This window comes from Paenibacillus sp. AGC31 (assembly GCF_057334655.1).
Genome location: NZ_JBHFJH010000001.1, coordinates 187,208 through 212,284 on the forward strand (window position 1 = coordinate 187,208; position 25,077 = coordinate 212,284).

Here is a 25,077-nt window from a genome sequence, read left to right on the forward strand (position 1 = left end):
TGAATAATGAAATCTATTATTGCTTTTTACTTAACGATACATTAGCTGTTAACGTCTTGTCGATCGTCGTCCAGTTGACATAAGCACCTAGTATTTCATTAATAACAGAAACCGGAACTACAGTTTCGCCATTTAAAAGCTTTGGTACGTTACTGTTGAACACTAGTTTATCGTTAATCGAATACACATCTGAACCAATTTGAGCACTTATATTTTTCACACCTAATTTGATTTGCGTTGTACGTGTCTTATTATCCCACACTACTGTACCGCCCAATAGCTCCGAAATTGTTCGAATCGGTACGTAGAACTCATTGTTATGAACAACCGGTTTGATTACCGTACCACCTACATTCATTGCAACGTCAACATATTCAAGGAAGTCGGTCTTTCGAATGAGTCCATGAACCCCTTTAGTTCGGTCTACGACCTGAGATACTTCATAATCCGTTGCGGCCGATAGGTACGCATAAGCTACACTTCTATCCATATCAAGCTTATCAGATAAGAATTGAATCGATTCACGTACTGATTCTTTCATGGCTTCATCCAAATCAGGGTCCAGTCCAATTGGAATCCAATAATCCTCTGTTTCAGCAAAGGGTTGTGTAAATTCTCCACTGTGTGGTAGTGATGGATCACCTTTCTTTAACACCGTTAACCGAACTGTCCCTCTTAAGGAGGCTTCCAATGCAGTTAACGCTACTTCTCCATCTCCTTGAGCAAAGTGTGGATCACCAGTATAGAATAGCCCGCCTTTAACTTGAATCGGATAATAAATAGTTGCACCAACACCCAACTCATTAATATCCATATTCCCTCCTGTTTCGATAGGTGGGATAGAACTCACAACTTCACTGGTATTTGGTGCAACTCCCATAACACCTAGAAACGGGTTAATTGGGAAACGTACATTTTTGCCAGCTTTTGTTGGTAATACCCCATACCAATTGCCGTTGATTTCTTCAATAGGCGTAAATATAGATACATTATTATATAATTCCGGTTTTGTTGCGCTAGCTCCCTCTTGTGGGCCTGTATTTTCTGGAAATTCGTTAGGAAGGGCACCTTTACCATGGCGGTTAGAAATGACACCATACGGAACTCGAGTCTGCAACGAAAGGACTTCTACTTTAAGAACATCTCCTGGCTCCGCTCCCTCAACCGCTACTGGCCCAGTGATAATATGAGGTCCGTCTTTTACATAATCATGCTTAATCTCAGAAGCCGCAATTGCCTTCGCATCATCCAACACTCCATCGGGTGAGATACCGAATTTGCCGAAGTACTCCACTGGATTTCTCCCTTGATCCTCTATCATTCCCTCATGCGATACCGTATCAAATGTTACAGCACTTCCTGATGGTACAGTAAGAATCGGAGAGCTGTCTCGATTAGGCAGTGATCCCCAGCGAATGTTCTCAATCGCAGACGTTACATAATAATCACCTTCTACCTTATCAAGGGTTGTTGGTTGCAATGGCATACTAAAGCCCACTGAAGGTAGAGCAAATGTAAACATACTTATAATCCCTACTGAAATCCCAAATTTCCTAATCGTTCGGTTAATAAACATTACGCTCCCCCTCTATACTATGTAATATTTTCTAACACAAATATACACTAACATATAAAAATATTTACAACAATAATTATTTGTTAATAAACATAACATTTAAGAGATAAATATCAATAAAAACATTACATTCACAAACAATTTGTAAATATACTTAACACAATCAAGTCATGTAAAACTTAAATACATTCGGTAAACTGGAGGATCCTCCTTCAGAGATTTGAACAAACGAAATTAATTTCAGGAATACTACTGCACTCCGGTTCAGGGATAGTCACCTCTCCGCACGTGATTGCGCTGGAAAAAACGGGATATACGAATGTGAAGTTGTATTGCGGGAGCTGGAGTGACTGGATTAGTTATGAGGGGAATCCGGTGGCAACGGGGGAAAATAAAAACTAAAGAGCCCACGTTTTGCACGGGCTTCTCTGCGCTTTCATTATAATCATGTAGCATTTAGCTGCTTACATTTCCGACTTCTGTAACGTTTAGATTCAGCTTATGTTTTCGGCATACTTCGTAAAAATCTTTTGAAACAACGGGTTTGAAGATATTTATATAATCCAGCATAAAAAATTCATGCTTGCCAATTCGCTCTTCATGAAGGCAGATTCGAGATACAACTTTGACGATCTTACGTGGAGGCTGTTGTACAGATGCAGCAATGACCGCTTTGCGCCCATATTCCGAACGTTCATAATCGAAAACATCCAAACGATCAAGCTGATGTGCAGTCCAATAGGTTTTTTCAACCGAACGACCATTGTGGTAACACACCGTTGTCGGAATAAACTGTGTGTTTGTTTTCGTTTCCTCCAACAGTTTTTTAAAACGATCTGATACGTGTCTCGTTCCTGTGATCGTCTCAAAATAATCTACATTCAAATTCCGCACCGTAGGCAGTAACTCAACCTCTGCCGTTGTCCCCTCTGGCAACGGATTCTCTATCGCCAAATAATTCATATCTAATTGGGGAGTGAAGGCTGTTCCGCCACTAATAAACCCTCTACGTGGATATTGAGATTCCAGAAAATAATAGTTCAAAGAATAATGTCTCCTTTCCGAATGAAGTGCTTTTCAATCAATTATACGGGTCAAATAAAGATAAATAAAACACCAAGACAAGTTAGATTTCTCTATCTTGGTGAACTTTTTCATTTTTGATAGACTGCATAGAGGCCCACATCGAACGATGCGGACCTTCGTTAGGGTTATATTGTTTTAATGAATAGCGTTACTGAGGTTCGTTAAACCTTGTAGTCTTTCATAATCCACCATTTAAGATGCGCTAGATTTGTTAACGCTTGAAACGCGGGGGAATCGATAGGAGTGAAGTCCCTCCTGCCTTTGCATAGTTATATGGCGAATATCCATTATTTTAATAGATGCCTTGTTCCATAGTAGCAGATGTTCATTGAAATGTAAGATGGCTTCCTAGCTCCTTAAAATCATTGCTCATATATAATCTAGTGAAATCAGTATGCAATATGTACAATAGGATCAGCTTGGATTCGTACGTCTTTCATACCAGCCCGTTTTCTTCTATTTGCGCTTCGCCCAATTATTATTATAACTCCAACTTTCACAGCAGAAGCGATTGACAGAAATGCCGCCTGAAATAACTTCCGGCGGCATTTTGCTTTCATTTTTTTTACATATGACTACTGGTGAAGTAATGCTCTAAACGGGATTTTGTTGCTGCATGAGGCATATAAATCATGATTCGCTGATCTGGTTCATTTGGAAATTGAAGGGTGACATGCTCAAATTCAATAAGTCCAAAAGTGGGGTGCAAAAGTCTCTTGTAGCCGTCAAGGGAGCTTGGTACTTCATGATACTGCCACATCCTTGTAAAATCAGCACTTGTCCTCTTCAGATCTTCGATTAACTTGTCGAAAGAATCATCGTTCAGATAGCGTGCTCTTGACGTTCTAAACTCGGCAATCATTCTCCGTGAGACACTTTCCCAATCCTCCGATCCCTCTTTCCACACAGGATCCGTAAATTGGCGCCACATCAAATTATAATCATGCGGGGGTGATACCCTATTAATCGTAAATACAGCATCTGCCGCTTTATTCCAAGCGAGAAAATCCCACTTTTTCCCGATTACATAGGCCGGATTAGGATTCAATTCATTCAGCATGTCCTGAATGGATGGGCTGATTTTCTCTTCAATAATAGTCGATTGAGGAGGCAGTGATTCTCCAGCAAGCAGAAAGAGATGCCTCCGCTCATTGGGTGTCAGCTTGAGCGCCGAAGCCAAGCTGTCCAGTACACCTACCGATGGACGGATATCACGACCTTGCTCAAGGCGCGTATACCATGAGAGTCCTATGTTGGCGATCCCAGCGACTTCTTCTCGCCGCAAACCTCGTGTGCGACGACGATTGCCAGGCAAAAGGCCGACATCAAGGGGAGAAAGAGAGGAGCGTAAATCTCTTAAGAAATTACCTAGCGCTAAACGGCGCTCACTGTCGTTCAAGTAAAACCTCCCCCTTATCCTATCACTCGCAAACCCACCATCAAGCAGGTTCTCGTGACCATTTAATAGTCAAAGTATACTTAAGCCAGTTGATGAGATCAACAATTCCAGGCAAGGAGAATGAATATGACAACCATTGCAGGACAAATGTTGGCGAGCAAGGTAGTAATGATTACAGGTGCGGGGCGAGGCATTGGAGCTGAGGCAGCAAAGCTGTTTGTACAACAAGGAGCTTCTGTAATGCTCGTCGCAAGAACAGAATCTGAGTTGCGTAAAGTCAGGGATGAAATTGTGACGTCGGGCGGAGATGCTGCATATTTCACAGCCGATCTGTCAGATGCAAACAATGTTGAGGAAGCTGTTAAGGCTACAGTGGAACGATATGGTCGTCTTGATGCTGCTTTTAATAACGCAGGCATCGGAGTCACTTTATCATCGCTGGTGGACGAAAGAGAAGAAGACTTCGACCTGATTCAGTCAGTAAATTATAAAGGCGTCTGGCTGTGCATGAAAGCCCAGATTAAAGCTATGATGGAGACTTCAGGGTCAGGTTCCATTGTTAACACCAGCAGCGTGGGTAGCCTGAAAGGGAATCCGGGATTGGGAGCGTACGGGGCATCTAAACGAGCGGTAAACAGTCTGACTCAAACGGCTGCGGTCGAATATGGGCCAGCGGGTATCCGTGTCAATGCAATTGCTCCGGGAACCACAATGACGGATATGATTCAGCAGTGGGTTTCTATTAACCCCAACATTATTGAACAAATTAGTGCTAAGACACCTCTTCGACGTCCGGCTGAACCTATAGAGATTGCTAATGCAGCCGCTTGGTTGCTTAGTGATTTTTCATCTTTCGTTACCGGAGTAGTTTTGCCTGTAGACGGTGGACTTAGTGTATAGAATTCGTTGCTACGGTCGAAGTGTAAAAGGCTTATACGGTATAATCCATAACTCAGATCTGACTAGGTGTACACGGAAAAAGATACCTTGCAACATAATATCCGTGTCTTAATTGATGTCAACAGAGAGTCAACTTGCATGCAAAATAGGGGCCAGTCACTCACTAACGTGAGTACCTAGCCCCTTGCTTTGATGTACATATGAATATACAGACCTTAATCAACACTCTAACAGATCGAAAAGAAACAGTCTATATTTTTGGGAAGATATTCTATATATTTAGGTTGCTGGCCGGCAAAATAACAGTTGAAACGGAGCATACGTCAATAATGTCCAACAACCATCTTACTCGTGAGGAATTACAGGATTATGTGCACAATGTATTTGGTGCCAGTTACTTCATAACGCAGTGCACAAGAATACATGGCGGTGCACAAAAAGTCATTTACAAAATTGACTGCAAGAATGGTTTCACTTGCATGTTGTACGTTTGGGATATTTCCAGCAACTATTTTCAGGAAGAGATCTTGAATGAACCCACTTTCCACAGTTCCTATGGCAGTGAACTTTTCTCTTTGAATACTCGCTTTCTCGCTCAACATGGAATTCGAACGCCAACTTTGTATGATCTGAATAACGATAGAGACCGGAACTCTTATGATTTTGCTCTTGTTGAGTATGTGGATGGACAGAAAGCCGAAGCGTATTTCCAGCATAAAAATCACAAAGATCGGGATCAGTTGTTTCAACGGATCAGGGATATGTTGTCTAATATGCATGGAATCCAAAGAAACGTTTATGGAAACGCCAACGATAACAGTAAAAAGGCTGGGCCTTGCTACCAAGTTCAGCGGTTGGATGCCGAAACAGCCTTATCCTATGCATCCAAGCACATGACAGATATACGGAAAAATGACGAAAGGTTGCTTGAGAAACTTTACGAATTGGAAGCAGCCATTCAACCGAGAGATCTCTATAGTTTTATTCATGGAGAGTTAGGTCCGGATCATATCTGGATAGATCATGCTATGCAACCATGCCTTATAGATATTGATGGCGCAGGATTCTTCGATCTCGAACATGAGCATAGCTTTCTGGAGTTTCGATTTGGAGATTTTTATCACTACTTAAAAAATAACGATCTCGACCCGGAGCGGATGACATTTTATCGATTTTGCCATCATTTGTCCTTGATATCAGGAGGATTGAAACTGCTTCACAGACAATTCCCCGATCAGCAATTCGCTAAGGGTCTCGCGGAGTATCATGCCAGATGTGCAGTTCAGATGCTTTCATGAATATGGATACAACCCCGGAAGGAGATTTGAGCATGGAATTTATTCACGAAGATGAAAAACTTGCAGTGATCGTTATTCAAGCCATTCACACTGGAGATATTCCAACGTTAGAGCAACTGCTGGCAGAGAATCCGGGATTGGCAAAGATAAGAATATTGAAAAGAAAGCCTGACAACGTAGATTCAGATTCTAGTATCTATCGAACACTGCTGCACGTGGTGACGGATTGGCCGGGGCACTTCCCTAATGGAGCGGATACCGTGCGAGTATTGACCAAGTTCGGTGCGGAAGTGAACGCTCCTTTTGTCGATCCACATATTGAAACACCTTTGCATTGGGCTGCAAGCTCCAATGATGTCCAAGTGCTCGATGCCCTTCTTGATGCTGGCGCAGACATTGAAGCGACTGGCGCGGTGATCGCCGGTGGCACGCCGCTGGACGATGCTATTGCTTTTGCACAATGGGATGCAGCACAGCGCTTGGTTGAACGCGGCGCGATCTTTGCTCTTTGGCATGCGGCTGCCCTTGGAGATATTCACGCCATACTAGAACATTTTAAAGGAGTCAAACTCCCGGAACGTTATCCTTGGGGAACAAACACCTCCCCTTCTCCTCCCGATGCAGTAACCGTTGCCTTCTGGTGTGCTTGCCATGGAGATCAAAGAGAAACAGCCGAATACCTGCTTGACCAAGATGCCGAACTGAACTGGATAGCCACCTGGGATGGAACGACTCCACTGGACACAGCAAAACGCAATTTTTCAGCTGAACTGATCCCGTGGCTTGAGAGTCAAGGTGCCAAATCCGCTAGCGAGATTCACAAGTAGATGAAAGGCTAGCATGGAATTGCCAATCGCCAGCAACTGCGAATATAGTATGAGGAGAATCCGGTGGCTACTGGGGAAGTGTAGAAGACTCCAACAATTATACACAACGAAAAGGACATCGCCACTTGAGCGATGTCCTTTTTGTTCTGGAGTGATTCTAAAACCGTGAGAGGCGACAAGGGTCTAATTCATTTCTTGATTTGCCATCAATAATTTCACTTGCAGCCAGATGCGCAATCAGCGGCGCCAGCGTAATTGCAGAATGCATTACCGTCAGATAAAGTCCATTCATGTGATCATGGAAGCCCACAATCGGATAACCGTCTTCAGGCATGGGTCTCCATCCAACTTTTATGCTCTCCAGTTCCAGTTGATTACCGTGCTTGAGACTGCGACGCAATGTGTCGTAAGCTCGCTTACCGACCGCCTGTGGTCCGTTTTCATCCGACTCGTCGATATAATCTTCCGCAGCCAGCAGCGTATAATCTGTCAGTTGACGCGCTTCAAATTGCGCATTGGAGATTAATGTGTGTATCAGTTTATTAGCAGTTTTCATCCGAATCAGAATCGAAGGTGACGAAGTTACCGGCACGTGACAACCTAACGGGTTACAAAGTTCGGGTGTACCTGTTCCTGCGGCCAGTACCACAACATCCGACTCCACAAAACCCTTGGACGTATGAACACCAACCAGACGGGAACCCTCTTGCTCCAGCTGTGTAACGTTGGTATCGAACTGAATCTTTGCTCCGTACTCTTGCGCTTTGCTCAACAACAGCTCCGTTACCGCTATAGGGTCCACCGCACCTTCTTTGCTGACAAACATGGCTTCATCCGGATATTCCTTCAGATTGGGCTCCAATGCCTCAAGCTGCTCCCGGTTTAATTTTTGAAAGTGTTGCTCCCTTAGAGGCGGGGTGTCCCAAGTTAGCGCACCATGCCAATGAATGTTCAGTTCGGACAACTCTTGCTGAAGTGTGTGATATTCTTCCACAGCCGCATCGTACAAATGCCAGTATTCAGGACCCACTCTATGCGTCGTATGTATCCAGGCAAATGACTTTTCCGTGACTTCACGCGCCGCGGCTGAGTGCCGTTCAATAACAGTTACATCTTGATTTCGTTTGGCTAGATGATAGGCCATACACGCCCCAACAATCCCTGCACCAATGATCACAATTTTTTGTTTATTCAAAACTAACTCTCCCTTGTCACCCTATCCCCCCAAGGAATCGATTTTCCGAGGTTCGGATGGGTGTGCTCCTTTTCCGTCTTCTTCGCTGTACAGCTTCTCCATATGCTGCATATGGCCGGCTCCCCAGTCGCTCATTGTTTGGAGCACAGGTTTCATGAGCTGTCCGTACTCCGTAATCGAGTATTCGACCTTAGGCGGAATTTGAGGATACACTTCCCGATGCACAATATCGTGATACTCCAGTTCTTTTAACTGCTGGGTCAGCATCTTTTTCGAAATATCTGGAATGGCTTTTTGTAATTCGCTAAACCGCATTGTACCGTTGCTCAACAGGCGTAGAAGAATCAGAGATTTCCATTTACCCGTGAGGATATCCAAGGCCGTTCCGAATTTGCAATATACCGTCATTCTTATTCCTCACTTTCTGACCATACCCGGGTATACTTTTGGTTACCTGGTTAGGTTTAAGTGCCTACTTCCAGATTGGGCCTTCTCACTTTAGTATAGAGGCAGATATTAATATCGAGCAAGTGAGGGGATCAGAAAAGATGAATGTAACGTTATGGATCGTACAAATCATATTGGCGCTAGGTTTCGTATATTCAGGATGGATGAAAACCATTCTTATCGAGTCGTCAAAAAAGACCTGGGCCTTGGTCAATGATGTGCCGAGAAGTCTAGTTGTTCTGATTGGTATCGCAGAGCTACTCGGAGCGCTGGGCCTTGTTTTGCCTTGGGCACTGAACATCACTCCAGTGCTTACGCCGATCGCCGCAATCGCTTTGGCTGTTGTCACACTGCTTGGAATGCTGTTTCATATTCGGCGTAAAGAGTACCGGGAGCTTGGCGTAAATATCTTTTTTATAGTTCTTGCGTTGATCATAGCCTTTGGAAGACTATAAACATCGCACTAAGTAAACCTTCGTGGTCCGCTATGGCTCAGACGTCTCGACTTGCCCTAACGGATGTGATCACACTGGAAGAAGCGGGTCACACAAATATGAAGTTGTATTCCGAAAGTTGGAGCGACTAGATCAATATAAGGAGAATCCAGTGCTACCGGAAAAACATATTGAAAAGTGACAAAAAGCCCGCCAGGAAGGCGGGCGAATATGACCAGATTTATTATTCACTTTCCATCAAGCCCAATTTTATACACATCTCCTTTTGGAAAGGTTAGGAATGCAAGACTGTTTCCAACTTGTCCTAAGAAGCGGTCATAATAATCTATAGAAGCAAATTTATTCTTCTTACCTGTATAGCGATTATAAACATAAATAATACTTTTAGTATTGCCTACTTTGTCTATCGTATTTTTTCGGTAATAGAACTTATTATTCAAGTATGCTAAAGGATGAATATAACCATCTGATGCAAATGTCTTTTTTCTGGCTCCATCCAACTCTGCAAAGACACCTCTGGAACTATAGCCTCCATCTATCATCTCAGAAAAAAACAACACATTACCATAAAATTTGTATACTGACACACCTTTTGAGGATAATGATTTAGTTGCGGTACCATCTTTTTTCATACGATAAAACAAATCTGTATGCCGCTCCGTATAGTATACATACTCTTTATTAATCTCAAAATTATAAAAAGGAGATACAGGCAAAATAATCTGTTTCTTCGTACCATCTGTCTTCATTGAGCCATAAGACAAATCATCGTACAAATTACCGTTGTATTCACTTTTCACAAAGTAAATCGTATCTCCAGCAACATCAAAACTTGCAAAATTATCATCTTGGGATACGTAAGCGAATGCCGAACCATCTGTTTTAATCTTAGCGATAGAATAATGATCTTCTTCGTCCTCTACTAAAAAATAAATCCAATTCCCAATAATTTTTTGCTGTGAAGCTTGCTTATTATAAATAGATTTCGTTGTGCTTTTTTCGCCTGTAAACGTAGTAAAATTAATACCCACCATTCTTCCGTTGTCGTTATAACCCTCCCATATTAAAGAATTTCCAGAAGTTCCTGCACCATATGCAGGTACCACTCCAAATAACATGATCATACTTAATAGTGCTATTAACAATCTTTTTCCCATCTTGGCTCTCCCTAAAATATGTATTTTTATACATCTGTTATTATAGATCGTTTTTTACCTGCAACACAATTCATTTAGACTTCGGAATATGTATATCGCATTGCAGCGGCTGTATTTCAGTTTTTTTGCAAGTAGCCACTAATATTATTATATAATAACCTCACCACATAAAAGGCTGGCTTCAACAGCTCATGGAAGGAAGACAACTCTTTATTGAAAGCAACCTTGAATGTACAAGAACACATACTCATCTGGAATTGTGCATCGCTCAAAATCATGGATGTACGACATATTGTCATACAGGCCGACGAGTGCGTACGTCCTTACCTGTTCCCTGCCAGCGCCTTTTTGTACGTAACGAATGGCAATGCAACCGTGATCTTAGACGGAAATGAGCATGCTACCAAACCATTTTATATGCTTCATGGGGGCAAAAACACCCGTCTGGACATCATCCCAACGGACGAATCCTTTCATTATTACCTTATTTTCTACAAAGCCTCCTTACCGTTAACTGGCAAGCAGCATACACTTCAACAACCGGATCAACCATTGCCATTCCACCTCCAGTACGGTTTTATTCCATATCATCCTGCCATCCTCTACGAAATCACTGAGCGAATGCTGGGCGAGTGGAATAAACCCGGACGCTTGGAGCGACTCCATACCAAAACACTATTCTATCAATTTGTATATGAATTGCTCAGACAAATGGATCAACAGCAGGTAAGCATTGTTAGGCCTAACCTTGCTTCTCAGCTTATTCGCTATATGCAGGAGCACTACGCCCAGCCTCTGACGCGGGAAACCCTCGCTCATACATTCCATTACAGCGTCCCTTATCTTTCCAAGTACTTTCGACGCGAAACTGGCGCAAGTCTAATCGATTACTTAATCGGTATTAGGATGAACAAAGCAGTAACGCTGCTGCAAAAGACCGAGTTATCTCTGCAAGAAGTCGCTGCAAGCGTCGGATATGCTGATGTATCCTATTTTATAAGAATGTTCAAAAAACATACTGGAGTCACACCAAAGCAATTCAAGGATGAGTCCGGACAAGTGACGAGAGGTTCTTATCGTCCTATCCTTAGGCTTCGATCATCCATTGCTCCGCGTAAACTCCGTCGTTATATTGATATCAGAGATGATAATCATTATCAACATAGCGAAAAAGGAGATTTACGGATGTATAGAAGCAAACTACCTGTAGGAATTACCCTACTGTTGTGCCTAACTCTATTGGTTAGCGCATGTTCCAGGCCAGCAAACACGAATGGAAGCACTGGCAGTACGCAAAGTCCAACTGTAGGTGCAGAGAGTAATATCAGTAACACCACAAACGGAAGCTCGGAGATGGTAACCTATTCTGCGGTTAACGGTGAAGTACAAATCCCCAAAAAACCTCAAAGGGTCGTAATGGTTGCAGGAGCCTTTACTGGTCATTTGCTAGCTCTTGGCCTTAAGCCTGTTGGAACTGGTGACGAGTCCTTTAACAGTTATACAGAAGGAAAGCTCGATGACGTTGTCAACATCGGTAACGATGTACCCTACGAGAAAATCATGGAGTTGCAGCCGGATTTAATTGTCGTTTGGAATGACCCTGAAACGATCGAAAAGCTGTCCAAAATTGCACCGACCGTCGCTGTTGAATATGGAGTACCTCTGCGGCAGCAATTGATAGATTTTGGCAAGATGACTGGTAGAGAAGAGCAAGCGAAGGCCTGGATCGCAGAGTGGGACGCTAAAATCGCTGAATATAAACCACTCGTGGAGCAAGCAGTAGGTAATCGCACGGTTTCGATTTTTGATACGGGAAGTGCCAAAGAATTTTATGCCTACGGGAGCTTTGGTAGAGGTGGAGATATTATTTATGGCGAGTTTGGCCTGAAGGCACCGCCGATCATTCAGAAGGAAGCCATCGACAGCGGCAAAGGTTGGGCCAAGTTATCACTTGAATTGTTACCACAATATGCAGGAGATTATATCTTTATTAGTGGATGGACAGGGGATGAGAGTGGGGATTCCGTTTTTGAAGGTCCTATCTGGGATAACCTCACTGCTGTCCAGAATAATCACGTTTATCGCGAGGAAAGCCGTGGCTTCGTGTTTAGTGACCCAATTTCGTTGGAAGCACAGCTTAAATTTGTCGTAGACAGCCTAACTAAAACAGAGTGAAATTGAGTAGACCACGGTATGTACGAGGCGAGGAGCAATCCTCGCCCTTTTATGTTTTTGTATAGTTCTTACCTTTCATTTGAAGAGAGTTTGAAAACAAAAGCACACACATAAATAGGGACCTCTCACCATGTTGGCAAGGGTCCCTGTCTTTAAACTTGTTATATAGCCCATTTTCCGTTAAGTGATGGTAAGGCCGCCGCTTGCATATCCGGCTATGGATGTAGCCACATCAATTCCGGCTGTTACTGATGCTGAGAACACCATAAGCAGGCGGTCACCAGCAGATACCGGAATACTCAGTCCTGTAGTCACTCCGCTGGATATTGTGCCCAGTGCCAAAACGCCGGTCAGTGGAGGAGCTAAGGTTACCAATGCACCCGGTACAGCCGTAAAGGAGTTATTAGGTGTAGTGGAACGGAATAATTGTGCAGTTATGGTTACTGTAGATCCAACCAGACTAAGTCCTGCTGTCGTGCTGAAATAAGCGGCCAGTGAAGTAATCGTTCCTGCACGCGATGCCGAGAAAGCAAAGTTAAGCAATGTGCCTGCAGCCCCTGTGAGATCAATAATTCCTCCGTTAACACTTACTCCGGTAGCACTGTTGCCAAAACCAACTAAACTGGAAGTATTCAAAAGTCCACCCAAAACTGTAGTCAACGCAACCGGAAGTCCTGATGCATAAGGAATAATTGTTCCGGAACCTGTCGCACCCGTAGCCCCGGTTGTACCTGCTGTTCCTGTTGCTCCGGTTACTCCAGTTGTACCTGCCGTGCCTGTTGCTCCCGTTACTCCGGTTGTACCTGCCGTGCCTGTCGCTCCCGTTACTCCGGTTGTTCCTGATGCGCCTGTCGCTCCGGTTACTCCCGTTGTCCCTGCTGTGCCTGTTGCTCCGGTTACTCCCGTTGTACCTGCTGTACCTGTCGCTCCAGTTACTCCAGTTGTACCTGCCGTGCCTGTCGCTCCGGTTACTCCGGTTGTACCTGATGCGCCTGTCGCTCCCGTTACTCCAGTTGTACCTGCCGTGCCTGTCGCTCCCGTTGCACCTGCTGTGCCTGTTGCTCCCGTTACACCCGTTGTACCTGATGCGCCTGTCGCTCCGGTTACTCCGGTTGTACCTGCCGTGCCTGTTGCTCCCGTTGCTCCCGTTGCACCTGTGACTCCCGTGATGCTTGGGATTTCACCCAGCAATTCGGAAGAAACCAAACGATGGGCTGTTACCAAAGTGCCCGTGCTGCTCTTACCCCAGACGGATACTTGAACAGGATCATTAACCACCGCTGGTGTTGAAAAAGTAAACTCGAAGGCATCAAAATTAGCATAATAGTTGTTGGTTATTACTTGATTGGGTACGATGTCAAAAGACTCACTGACATACAGTATTCTTATTCCACTTTCCATGTAATACCCTTGTATTTGTACGGTTGAGTTACTCACATCACTGCGGTTATCAATTCTGACAGTAACTGTCTGAGTCGGTCTTACACCGCTAACAGCATTATTTTCAATCGGCCCTGTTGATAAAAAGCTCATCGCTACATCTCCTTTTTGAGTAGATTTATCTTTTAGCTGTTCTTGACCGATTTTTCGTGCTCTACAACACGATGTGCATCAACCAATTGTCCAGAGGCTTGTTTGCCCCACACTGAAATCCCTACTTCCTCTACACCTTCCACATCTGTTCCAAAAACAAACTCAAAAGCATCTAAATCTGCAAAATAATTTCTGGTCACTGCTTCATTAGGGGCAATATTGATTACTTCACTCACATACAGCGTTCTTGTTGTGCTTAACACATAACCCTGAATGGACACTGTTACAGAATCCACCTCAGCCCGACTTACCAATCTAATCGTTACCTGTTGGGTCGGTCTAACCCCGGAAACCGGATTGTTTTCAATCGGCCCAGTTGACAAAATAGCCATTTTCCCATCCCACCTTTTATGAACCTCTGACTCTAGCAGTATTTGGCATAAGCTCACTAGATAGTAATATTCAAACACTCAACCAACGGTGTGGACAAAACACAGGGGGCAATCACCATTATCACTTAAGAACCTTTTACGCTCAGGGCTTTAGCTATACAAAAACTGGGATATGTACAACAAAGAGAAGAAATTATGCAATGTTAAAGTTGCCAGCAAGTAAAAGTAGATTTTGTTATATAACCAGGATCGTTTCCAGAAAAAAAACGAAATGACCGTTCCCCCGGTAGATTCCAGGGAAACGGTCGCAGCTTAAGACATCTTTTTCTAGTATCTAAGTTTTATAGAATACGAGATAGTATTTTACCATCAAGCCCAATGTTAAACACATAGAATAATAATGGTCTTCTTCATCCTCTACTAAAAATAGAAAAAGATTGTATTATCTTAAAATTGTGATATGATATCGTCAAGTTAATAAACATTTAAAAGAAAATATGAAAAATAATTACATTTAATTGTGACCAAACCTCTTTCTTCGCCAAATTTCAGTGTTCTAACCCATTTTATTGAAAGCGATTACAAAAAGAAACCTGACTGATTATAGCTTTTCTAATCGCACACACAGATGCAAGCTTACTTCGGGTTATAGCCACTCCCTTGCCACTGTGAACACGTACGCGGTGCACAGGTCGTCTGGCTTAAACCATATATGACAACATGAGGATTTAACCTAACAGCAACCTAACCATTATTTCAATAAGGGGGGTGACATGAGGAGAATCTCTTCGTTTTTTCGGTATTTCATCATCACTGCTATTCTGAATTTCAGCTCACCAACCAATCCAATCTCATGGAGGCGAAACGTATGATCCGTAAACCGCTAGTTTTGTTGTTGTCGTGTCTGCTAATCTTTGTCACCCTGCCCGTTGAATCGAGCCATGCAGCCAATGCAGCCGTTGCCAAACTTCCTGGAAACTCCAATTCCCTCATCGATCATAAACTGGGAGCCGATCCTTATGTGCTCGTCCATAACAATCGGGTCTATGTCTACATGACAGGTGATGCATATCTGTACAACAGTGACGGCTCTGTCAGAGAGAACCAGTACAGCACGATCGGGAAAATTAACGTCATCTCATCAGCTGATATGGTGAACTGGACAGACCATGGTTCCATCCCGGTAGCGGGTGCGAATAATGCCAATAATGGACAAGGGATTGCTAAATGGGCTACCCAGTCCTGGGCTCCTTCGATGGCGAAGAAAACCATTGCTGGCAAAGAAAAGTTTTTCCTGTACTTTGCCAACTCGGGTGGAGGTATTGGCGTACTCACGGCGGATTCCCCCATTGGACCGTGGTCCGATCCAATTGGTCGTGCCCTCCTGACTCACGGTACACCGGGTATGTCTGGCGTAACCTGGCTCTTTGATCCAGCTGTACTTGTCGATGATGATGGCTCTGCTTACTTGTATGCTGGAGGTGGCATTCCGAACGATACCAACGCTGCTTCCATTGCCAACCCCAAAACAGCTCGGGTCATTCGTCTCGGTGCCGACATGACCAGCGTGGTGGGCAGTGCTGTGACTATTGATTCTCCTTATATGTTCGAAGATTCTGGCATTCACAAGTATAACGGCAAATATTATTACTCCTACTGCATCAACTTCGCGGGAACACACCCCACTGCATATCCAAAAGGTGAGATCGGATACATGGTCAGCGACAGCCCGATGGGGCCTTTCACGTATAAAGGACACTTTCTGAAAAATCCCGGCACGTTCTTCGGTGTAGGCGGCAATAACCACCATGCCGTGTTCCAATTCAACAACGAATGGTATGTGGCGTACCATGCGCAAACGGTAAGCAAGGCATTCCTCGGTGATGGTAAAGGGTACCGTTCCACACATATCAACAAACTGACACATAATGCGGATGGAACAATCCAGGAAGTTCAGGGGAATATGACAGGTGTACCTCAGACCACTAACCTCAACCCGTATGTCCGGGTGGAAGCCGAAACCATTGGCTGGCAAGCAGGAATTAACACTGAACCGAGTCAAGCGAGCGGTGGACCTGTAGCCAATCAGAATGTCACTAATATTCATAACGGGGATTGGATCGCGGTCGGCAATGTTGATTTTGGCTCAGCTGGAGCCTCCAAGTTCAAGGCCAATGTCGCTTCTACCGGAAATGGCAACATTGAGGTTCGACTGGACAGTCCGACAGGCCCACTAGTTGGAACACTTAACGTAAGTTCAACTGGCGGTTCGCAAACTTGGCGCGAGATGGAGACCAATGTTACCAATGCTACAGGGGTACATCGTTTGTATCTGGTGTTTACAGGCTCAGGCAATGGAAATCTGTTCAAACTGGACTACTGGCAATTCACATCCGGTTCGGGCGGTAACCCTAACCCAAATCCTAATCCCAATCCAAACGTTACCCGTTACGAAACCGAGAATATGACACTTGGCGGCCAATACGCTGGCGTAGTCAGTTCCCCTTTTAATGGAGTCGCTCTTTACGGGAACAATGATTATGCGGCATACAATCAATATTTTGCATTCCCAACCCATCAATTCTCTGTCCGCGGCGCTTCCAACAATAATAATACAGCCCGTGTTGATCTGGTCATCGGGGGTGTAACCGCTGGTTCTTTCTACTTCACGGGAACGGAGCCGACCGTTCAAACCCTCAGCGGCATCACACACGCTACAGGTAATCAGGAAATCAAGCTGGTCGTAACAACGGATAATGGCACTTGGGATGCTTACATTGATTATCTGGAGTACTCGCTTTAATTCCTAGGACATGATCAATTGGGAGGATAGAATATGTGGAAAAAGATCAGTGCTCTTCTACTCGCTCTTCCTTTGCTTATAACATCATTCCCTTTGACAATTCCGGCAGCTTCAGCCGCAACGTTCAGCAATCCGGTTATTTACGCGGATATTCCTGACAGTGACGTCATTCGGGTAGGCAATGCATTTTATATGACAAGCACAACGATGCATATGAATCCGGGAGTCCCGGTCATGAAGTCTTATGATCTGGTCAACTGGAGCATCGTAAACTATGTATACGATACGCTTGGAAACGGGGATATACAGAATCTGAACAATGGACAAAACGAGTATGGGCGTGGTTCCTGGGCGAGCAGCTTGCGGTACAACAATGGTATATATTATGTGGCCTTTGGATCGCTTTCCACGGGCAAGACGTATATTTACCAAACCAGCAATATTGAAACAGGGCCATGGACACCTTACACATTGAACAGTTATTACCATGACCCCTCCCTTTTGTTTGACGGGAATCGAACCTTTCTTGTTCATGGCAGTGATAACATCAGTATCGTTGAGCTGACACCTGATGCCAAGGCCATCAAGTCCGGCGGACTCAATCAGGTCCTGATTCCAAATGCGAGCAGTGTTGCCGGCTCCAACATGATTGTAAAGGCAGAAGGAGCACACATTCAGAAGATCAATGGCATGTACTATGTATTCCTGATTGCCTGGCCTTCGGGTGATGGTCGCATTCAGCTTGCCTATCGTGCAAACACATTGACAGGTCCATACACAGGTAAAGTTGTACTCAGAGACTCGGGAATCGCCCAAGGAGGCATCGTGGATACCACATCCGGCGCTTGGTACGGCTTGCTGTTTCGTGATAGCGGGGCCATTGGGCGCATCCCCTATCTCGTTCCAGTGACGTGGTCAGATAACTGGCCAGTGTTTGGGTTGAACGGCAAGGTTCCCCTTAACATGAATATGCCCGTTGAAGGTCAGCCTGCTGCCAAAATCTACGGGTCCGATGAGTTCAACGCAACCACATCCGGCACCCCCTCAGTAACGCAACTGTTAGTGAACGGCGGCTTTGAGGAAAGTACCATTCAGCCGTGGGCCAGCAACAATACGGCGACCATCACCGTAACAAATGCCGAAGCGTTCAGCGGTACAAAAAGCCTGTTCGTCAGCGGCAGACAGCAGACAGCTGGTGGTGCCAAACAGATGGTTACTGGCAAGCTGATACCTGGAGGAACGTACTCTTTTCCGGCAAAGATCAAATACACTACTGGTCCTGCAACCAAAACGTTCAATCTCAGCATCCAGAACGGTGCAAGTTATACCGGAATTACCATTATGGGCAGTGCGACGTTAACCCGCGGACAGTGGGGTACCATTCAAGGTACGTATACCGTTCCGTCGAATGTAGACCTGTCCCAAAGCTTTATTTTTGTGGAAACACCGTATAACTCGAATCCGGACCCGACCAATGATTTGATGGCGTTTTATGTGGATGACGTCTCCCTGACAAGCAATTCATCTTCCGGCACATCCAGTCTGGCCACATTTTGGCAGTGGAATCATAACCCTGATGCTGCTAACTGGTCCCTGCTCCAGCGGCCCGGTTTCATGCGGTTAACTGCAGGCAAAATCAGCAAAAACCTGTTAGAAGCCCGCAACACACTGACACAACGAACCTTTGGTCCAAAAAGCACAGGGATGACTGCTTTGGATACAGCAGGCATGAAGGATGGTGATTATGCAGGACTCGCTGCTTTTCAGGCCAAATATGGTTTTGTCGGCGTAAAAATGAAGGGCAGCACCAAATCCATCGTTATGGCTAATGCCAGTTCCGGCACCATGACTGAAGTAGCAACTGTGCCATTAAACCAGAACAGAATCTATCTCCGCGTCATCTGTGATTTTACGAACCAGACCGACAAAGCCTACTTTGCTTATAGCCTGAATGGAAGTAACTGGACAACCATTGGTAATACACTTCAAATGTCTTACACACTGCCACACTTTATGGGATATCGGTTTGCACTATTCAATTATGCAACGAAGTCTACCGGAGGATATGCAGATTTTGATTATTTCCACGTAGAATAAATGTAGTTTTATTCGGTTATTAATTTTTCGCTTATGATCAGGACCTGTAACTTCACCATGTGTGGAGCCAGGTCCTTTTCAGTATATTTTATATGAAGAGATTCACCTTTTAACTTCAAAAACCCCGAATCTTGACAAGGATGAAGCATACCTCATGTAAACTTCATGTTCCATATATCACCTCTATAGTAAGATATAGATTAATGTAAACATTATTAATTTCTAATCGATAAGGTGGGTTTTATTTGAAAAATATAATTGTCTTTGGTGCAAGCAAGGGATTAGGCGATGCATTTGTCCGAGGTGTGCCGCAATCCGGTGATAAGGTTTGGGTGGTCTCTCGCAGCAAGCCGGAAAGTCTCTCCGTGGAGGATGGCGTCGAGCGAATATGGATTCAGGCTGATCTTTCCGAGCTTCAGGCCGCAGAGCAAGTTGCCAGCCAACTTCAAGGCGAGACGTTGGATGTGCTTATTTATAACGTGGGGATCTGGGAAAAGGAAGGATTTGAAGAGCACTATACGTTTGATAAGGATGAACCGGCAGATATCAGTCAGCTGATCCATGTGAATGTGACTTCTACAATTGTATGTATACAGGCTTTACTGCCTCAGCTCCGCCAGTCTGAAGCAGGGAAGATCATCCTGATCGGTTCAACAGCCGGTTTGAGCAATGCAAGCAGCAGCCAGGTTTCTTTTGTCGCCTCCAAATTTGCCATACGGGGTATTACGGAAGCTCTAAGAGAACATACGAGGAATGACCGCATCGCGGTGACATGTATCAACCCGGGAGAACTGGCGGCAGAAATTCCGTATGAAGACGGGATGGAACGTGCACTGGCCGAGTATGATGGGACCCGCATTCCCCTGCAGGATATGGTCGCCATCGTTCGATGTATCATCAGCTTGTCCAAAGCGGCCTGTGTAAAAGAGATCAACATGCCCGCCTTAACGGATACGAACACCTAGATAGCAACCCGTTTACATTAATACATGCGACAAGTGCGTAATACCTATAGAATTCAGGCGTTCATGCTCAGGAATATTTTCATATAACAAATGGGATTTTCCGGCCTTGTCCAAGTGATCACGCATAGCTGCAATCCGTCCCTTGTTAACATCAATAAAACGAAAATCGATTTGGCGCAAATGCTCCAGCCCGGTCAGTCCAGCAAAAGAATCCGCCTTGAGCGCCGTACTAATCTCTTTCAATTCAATAGACTCCAAAGCACGGGCTGTCCATAGATGTGTGGTATCCCGCAACGATTTCATATAGTCCAGTTCGAGCTGTCTGAGAGAGGTCATATGGGAAAAGTCGCATAACTGCTCCAGCTTGGGCAAGGACAGATGCAGATATTCCAGCCCGCGCATCTGTTCGAGCCCCTGAATACTCGTCAGTTTGCGAATAGAGCTTAGTTTCAACATCGAGATGGTCGACTGTATTAATACATCCAGTCCCCCTTTTAACTCACAGTGATCCAGGGACAGATACTGAAGCATGGGCAGTTCCGCTAACACATCGGCACTTTCGAGCGTGCAGCTCAGAATGAGCGTATGCAGTTGGAGGCATGCCGCAATGGAAGCAAATCCGTTGAATTTGCCACGCAGTTCAAGAAAGGTCAATCGTTTGTAGTGTTTAATAAAATCGAGTCCGGTCGCCTTTGCAGGAGAGTTCAATCTTAGAAACTGCAGTTGCTCCATCGCACCCAGAATCGTCAAATCCTGTGCCTGCGAAAGATCAAGCTGCAAGGCAGACACATGTTTTAACTGTGCCAGTCGCCCCAAAAATCCGGATGAATATACCCCTTTAGGGTCCATATGTGATATGTGTAGGATCAGATCCGGCCGGGCAAAGAATACTTTGGCATCGAGCTCGGCAAGGTCCTCGTATGTATCCGCGTCAACGCGAAAATGAACCGTTGCTCTGCGGCGCAACAGATGCACCGCCTGGTGCATCTTTTCGGCATTCCATGGAGCCCCCTGTATTGATGCATGCCATAACTCACTCACAGATAATCCCCCTTTTCACCCATAGTTCCAATCCATTCCATTATAAACAAGATCACCTGGATGAACCACTACCGATCCCATTTTTTCATTCCTTTCCTCTTTTTTCATCCCTCCCCTTTCACCCTTCTCATACTCATGCCTTTCCTTTCCGTTACTTTCAGGATTATTCGACAGAAATCTACATAAAATTAGAGATCATACCGACATATAACTTAGGCGTTTTGAGCTTTTTATTAATCATCTGGGGAGATGGAATATGTCGAACATGTTAAACAAGCGGGGGAAAACGGGAGCACGGACATCCAGTATGGCAAATACGTTGTCCATTGTGCTGCTGATCATTATCGTAGTTGTCTTTGCCGTGCTGGGAACATTTATGTTTGCAAGCACACGAAACATTCTGGTGAAACAGCAGGAATCCATGCTCCAGACCAAGACACAAGCCATTGTTAGTGAATTTGATGCACTATTCAAGGAAAAAGGTGCACTGGTCAAGCAAATGTCCACCAACACATTATTTCAGCAATACATAGAAACAACAGCATCTGCTGCGGATGCGGCAAGTTCTACCTACGCTGCGGAAACACAGGCGACACTCGCCGCTATCGTTAAGGCAGAGCCTTCGTTTGCAGATGCCTGGGTCGCGGGTCTGGATGGAAAAGGCTTTTGGATTCAAAATGATGGTGTCGTATCTGCACCGGACTTTGATATCCAATCACGTCCATACTACAAGCCGGTTACCGACGCAGACGGACTTTATTTCTCCGATCCGTACATTGATATTGCAGCAGGCGATGTACTCATGGGTATCTTTTATCCGATCAAAGACGACAACAACAACACGATCGGCTTTGCCGCAGCGGATATTGCATTCAAGGATATTCCGGCGATTATGGAGAGTTATTCCCTTGGAAGCACGGGCTATTCCATGTTGCTGTCCAAGAGTGGGGAAATTCTGTACCATCCGGATCAAGAGAAGGTATTGAAGGAGAACATCCTGGACAGTACAGGGGACATGGGGGACATCGGCAAGAAAATGCTTGCTGGGGAAAACGGCGTACAACTTATGAACGACAATGGGGAACGTCGTTATATCGGCTACGCTACCAGCAAGGATACGGGATGGTCCGTTGGTCTGACCATATCCGAAGAAGAAGTTCTCGCGGAATTAAAAACATTCACGTGGATTACGCTTGGCGGTTTTGCTGCAGCCACCCTTCTACTTGTGATTATCTGTTACATTACCCTTCGCCGTCTGTTACGCTCCATACCACAGCTGCTGGCTAAGATTAAACAGATTGAACAAGGTGACCTGACTGTCCAACTGGATATCAAATCTAATAATGAAATTGGACAGATCGCCACAGGTTTGAATTCCATGGTGCAGAAAATTCAGGGCATGCTGCAAATGGTCGGCAGCTCGGCGCAAATCCTGAACCAGTCGTCGAATGATCTGCAAGACATCTCCTCACGAACGGCTGTGACCATGAATGACACATCAACAGCCATCAACGAGATTGCCAATGCAACGAATTATCAGTCCATCGAAACGGAAAATATTTTACGCAAAACAGGCTCGTTATCCAGCCAAATTGATGAAATTGCTACCGATGCGCAGGCTATGGGAACGGTCGTGCAGACATCTGCCGATCAAAGCAGCCAAGGACTTGCGGTCGTGGAACAATTATCGAAATGGTCTGAGGAAAACCATCAGTCCACCCAAGCAATGTCCTCTATTATCCAGGAGATTGACCTGAGTCGGAATGAAATATCCAGTTTTGTGGATACAGTCAAACAGATTGCCTCTCAAACGAACCTGCTCGCCCTGAATGCCTCCATTGAGGCTGCACGTGCTGGCGAACATGGAAGAGGATTTGCCGTCGTTGCCGAAGAGGTCCGCAAACTTGCAGAACAGACGGCTCAGGCAACAGAGGAAATCAACAAAAAGGTGAATGTTATTGAAGAGAAAACAACCCTGTCGGTTGAACATACCATGCGCGGTATGAAGATTGCGGAGGAGAATGCCAAATCCGTAGAAGATACCAAACATGTATTCTTTAGTATTAACAAAGACCTGAAAGATCTGCAGCAGCGTATGATGCAGATTACCAACAATACCTCCAATGTACACAAACACAAAGATGAGATATTCCAGGCACTGGAGATTATCTCCTCCACCACAGAGGAGAACTCGGCATCAACGGAAGAAGTAAGCGCCAGCACGCAGGAGCAGCTGGATAGTATCGAACAGGTAGCGGATCTGTCGAAACAGTTGAACCAGCTATCTGGCAAACTGCAAGACGAATTAAGCCAGTTTAAAGTAAAGTCATGATCCGCAAGCTTTCCTCTGCTCTTCTCTTTTAGTCGCTGTCCATTTATTATTAATGAATATGCGTACGAAGAGGATTGGAGGCTGAATCATCATCATGAACTTTGCCAAACGAATGGATCATTTCAACGAAGGAATTTTCACCCGGTTGCTGGAGATCAAACGCCGCAGACTGGAGAACGGGCAGCCCGTTATTGATCTCAGTGTGGGTACGCCAAATATCCCACCTGCGCAGCATATTATAACTGCACTATGCGAGGCCGCAGCTGATCCGGCTAATTATATATATGCTGTGAATGATCAGAGTGAGTTGTTACAAGCTACGAGCAATTGGTACAAGCAGCGCTATCAGGTCGAGTTAGACCCTGCAACACAGATCTGTTCCTTACTCGGTTCACAGGAAGGGCTGGCACATATATCCCTCTCCATTGTCGATGAAGGTGATCTGGTGCTGGTCCCTGACCCCTGCTATCCCGTCTTCGCGGATGGACCGTTACTGGCAGGTGCAGAACTGTATTATATGCCGCAAAAAGAAGAAAACGGGTATGTTATTCAACTTCAGGATATACCGGAAGATATCGCTCATCGAGCAAAATTCATGCTGGTCTCCTATCCCAACAATCCAACAACTGCGATGGCACCAGATCAGTTCTATCTCGACCTGATTGCCTTTGCGAAGAAGTATGATATTATCGTGCTCCATGATAATGCGTACAGTGAGCTCGTGTTTGACGGAAAGTCATGTGGAAGCTTCCTCGCATTCCCTGGCGCCATGGACGTCGGTGTGGAATTCAATTCCCTGTCAAAAACGTACGGACTGGCCGGAGCTCGAATCGGCTTCTGTGTGGGCAATACAACCATGGTCTCCATGCTGAAAAAGTTAAAATCCAATATGGATTACGGCATGTTTCTTCCGATTCAAAAGGCAGCAATTGCCGCCATTACCGGTGATCAATCCGAGGTTGAACGGGTCAGAGCAATCTATGAACAGCGAAGAGACATCCTCTGTGATGGATTCAGCAGACTGGGTTGGCCCATCGCCAAACCTGAAGCAACGATGTTCGTCTGGAGCCGGATTCCGGCGCACTACGACAGCTCAGAGCAATTCGCCATGGATCTGGTTACACATGCAGGAGTCATTGCAACGCCAGGCAGTGCCTTTGGTCCTTCAGGTGAAGGGTATGTGCGCTTCGCCCTCGTTCAGGATAATGAAATATTGCAACAGGCGGTACAATCCGTCGATGACAGCGGGATTCTGAAATCCAGCTAACGGGAGCACAATTCGAATGTGCTCAAGCAAATATCCCCTCAAGGTCCACAGGGAGCAAGAATTTCACGTTTGATAACGTGATCTCTACTTCCAGAGACTTGAGGGGATTTTGTCATTTGGTACGGGAGTAGA

The 25,077-nt window shown here is 45.0% G+C and carries 19 protein-coding genes; 10 read left to right on the top strand and 9 right to left on the bottom strand.

Annotated features, from left to right (window positions below; translation table 11 throughout):
- Nucleotides 1-16: 16 nt before the first annotated feature.
- From ACE04G_RS00765 to ACE04G_RS00775, 3 genes are all read right to left on the bottom strand, one after another.
- On the bottom strand, nt 17-1,576 hold the full coding sequence (locus tag ACE04G_RS00765) for an acetamidase/formamidase family protein (RefSeq protein WP_449003496.1): 1,560 nt from the start codon (nt 1,574-1,576) through the stop codon (nt 17-19).
- Between the two features lie 456 nt (nt 1,577-2,032).
- Nucleotides 2,033-2,620, bottom strand: coding sequence for an imm11 family protein (locus tag ACE04G_RS00770; protein WP_449003495.1), 588 nt, complete (start codon nt 2,618-2,620; stop codon nt 2,033-2,035).
- Between the two features lie 607 nt (nt 2,621-3,227).
- Nucleotides 3,228-4,061: a helix-turn-helix transcriptional regulator gene (locus tag ACE04G_RS00775; RefSeq protein WP_449003494.1), complete on the bottom strand. Its 834-nt coding sequence runs from the start codon at nt 4,059-4,061 to the stop codon at nt 3,228-3,230.
- Nucleotides 4,062-4,187: 126 nt separating this feature from the next.
- On the opposite strand from ACE04G_RS00775, the gene ACE04G_RS00780 reads away from it, so the two are divergent.
- The 3 genes from ACE04G_RS00780 to ACE04G_RS00790 all read left to right on the top strand — a co-directional run bounded on the left by ACE04G_RS00780 (nt 4,188) and on the right by ACE04G_RS00790 (nt 7,086).
- Nucleotides 4,188-4,961 (top strand): SDR family NAD(P)-dependent oxidoreductase, encoded by a 774-nt coding sequence (locus ACE04G_RS00780; RefSeq protein WP_449003493.1) that lies wholly within the window; start codon nt 4,188-4,190, stop codon nt 4,959-4,961.
- A 329-nt stretch (nt 4,962-5,290) separates the two neighbouring features.
- The gene (locus ACE04G_RS00785; RefSeq protein ID WP_449003492.1) at nt 5,291-6,259 is read left to right on the top strand and encodes a phosphotransferase; all 969 of its coding nucleotides are present in this window, start codon (nt 5,291-5,293) and stop codon (nt 6,257-6,259) included.
- Between the two features lie 32 nt (nt 6,260-6,291).
- The gene (locus ACE04G_RS00790) at nt 6,292-7,086 is read left to right on the top strand and encodes an ankyrin repeat domain-containing protein (RefSeq protein WP_449003491.1); all 795 of its coding nucleotides are present in this window, start codon (nt 6,292-6,294) and stop codon (nt 7,084-7,086) included.
- Between the two features lie 157 nt (nt 7,087-7,243).
- On the opposite strand, the gene ACE04G_RS00795 is transcribed toward ACE04G_RS00790, so the two are convergent.
- On the bottom strand, nt 7,244-8,281 hold the full coding sequence (locus ACE04G_RS00795; RefSeq protein ID WP_449003490.1) for an NAD(P)/FAD-dependent oxidoreductase: 1,038 nt from the start codon (nt 8,279-8,281) through the stop codon (nt 7,244-7,246).
- 21 nt (nt 8,282-8,302) lie between these two features.
- Nucleotides 8,303-8,689: a winged helix-turn-helix transcriptional regulator gene (locus tag ACE04G_RS00800; protein WP_449003489.1), complete on the bottom strand. Its 387-nt coding sequence runs from the start codon at nt 8,687-8,689 to the stop codon at nt 8,303-8,305.
- Between the two features lie 140 nt (nt 8,690-8,829).
- Between ACE04G_RS00800 and ACE04G_RS00805 the strand changes: the two genes are divergently transcribed.
- Nucleotides 8,830-9,183 carry a DoxX family protein gene (locus ACE04G_RS00805; RefSeq protein ID WP_449003488.1) on the top strand — a complete coding sequence of 118 codons (354 nt, stop codon included), beginning with the start codon at nt 8,830-8,832 and terminating at the stop codon, nt 9,181-9,183.
- A 227-nt stretch (nt 9,184-9,410) separates the two neighbouring features.
- Here the strand turns inward: ACE04G_RS00805 and ACE04G_RS00810 are convergent, their stop codons facing one another.
- Nucleotides 9,411-10,340, bottom strand: coding sequence for a DUF5050 domain-containing protein (locus ACE04G_RS00810; protein ID WP_449003487.1), 930 nt, complete (start codon nt 10,338-10,340; stop codon nt 9,411-9,413).
- Between the two features lie 213 nt (nt 10,341-10,553).
- Here ACE04G_RS00810 and ACE04G_RS00815 point away from each other — a divergent pair, with 213 nt between their 5' ends.
- Nucleotides 10,554-12,515 (top strand): AraC family transcriptional regulator, encoded by a 1,962-nt coding sequence (locus tag ACE04G_RS00815; RefSeq protein WP_486094111.1) that lies wholly within the window; start codon nt 10,554-10,556, stop codon nt 12,513-12,515.
- 180 nt (nt 12,516-12,695) lie between these two features.
- On the opposite strand, the gene ACE04G_RS00820 is transcribed toward ACE04G_RS00815, so the two are convergent.
- Together ACE04G_RS00820 and ACE04G_RS00825 are read right to left on the bottom strand one after the other, a co-directional pair.
- On the bottom strand, nt 12,696-14,048 hold the full coding sequence (locus tag ACE04G_RS00820) for an exosporium glycoprotein BclB-related protein (RefSeq protein WP_449003485.1): 1,353 nt from the start codon (nt 14,046-14,048) through the stop codon (nt 12,696-12,698).
- Nucleotides 14,049-14,080: 32 nt separating this feature from the next.
- Complete coding sequence (locus ACE04G_RS00825) at nt 14,081-14,440, bottom strand: hypothetical protein (RefSeq protein ID WP_221824409.1); 360 nt, start codon at nt 14,438-14,440, stop codon at nt 14,081-14,083.
- An 868-nt stretch (nt 14,441-15,308) separates the two neighbouring features.
- Here ACE04G_RS00825 and ACE04G_RS00830 point away from each other — a divergent pair.
- The 3 genes from ACE04G_RS00830 (at nt 15,309) to ACE04G_RS00840 (ending at nt 20,305) form a co-directional block, all read left to right on the top strand.
- Nucleotides 15,309-17,243, top strand: coding sequence for a carbohydrate-binding protein (locus ACE04G_RS00830; protein WP_339178360.1), 1,935 nt, complete (start codon nt 15,309-15,311; stop codon nt 17,241-17,243).
- 33 nt (nt 17,244-17,276) lie between these two features.
- Nucleotides 17,277-19,340, top strand: coding sequence for a beta-xylosidase family glycoside hydrolase (locus ACE04G_RS00835; RefSeq protein ID WP_449003484.1), 2,064 nt, complete (start codon nt 17,277-17,279; stop codon nt 19,338-19,340).
- A gap of 245 nt (nt 19,341-19,585) precedes the next feature.
- The gene (locus ACE04G_RS00840) at nt 19,586-20,305 is read left to right on the top strand and encodes an SDR family oxidoreductase (protein WP_449003483.1); all 720 of its coding nucleotides are present in this window, start codon (nt 19,586-19,588) and stop codon (nt 20,303-20,305) included.
- 12 nt (nt 20,306-20,317) lie between these two features.
- Here the strand turns inward: ACE04G_RS00840 and ACE04G_RS00845 are convergent, their stop codons facing one another.
- Complete coding sequence (locus ACE04G_RS00845) at nt 20,318-21,346, bottom strand: leucine-rich repeat domain-containing protein (RefSeq protein WP_449003482.1); 1,029 nt, start codon at nt 21,344-21,346, stop codon at nt 20,318-20,320.
- Between the two features lie 256 nt (nt 21,347-21,602).
- Here ACE04G_RS00845 and ACE04G_RS00850 point away from each other — a divergent pair, with 256 nt between their 5' ends.
- Both ACE04G_RS00850 and ACE04G_RS00855 read left to right on the top strand, forming a co-directional pair.
- The gene (locus ACE04G_RS00850; protein WP_221824418.1) at nt 21,603-23,678 is read left to right on the top strand and encodes a methyl-accepting chemotaxis protein; all 2,076 of its coding nucleotides are present in this window, start codon (nt 21,603-21,605) and stop codon (nt 23,676-23,678) included.
- Between the two features lie 94 nt (nt 23,679-23,772).
- Entirely contained in the window at nt 23,773-24,945 is a 1,173-nt protein-coding gene (locus ACE04G_RS00855; protein ID WP_449003481.1) for an aminotransferase class I/II-fold pyridoxal phosphate-dependent enzyme, read from the top strand.
- Nucleotides 24,946-25,077: the final 132 nt, after the last annotated feature.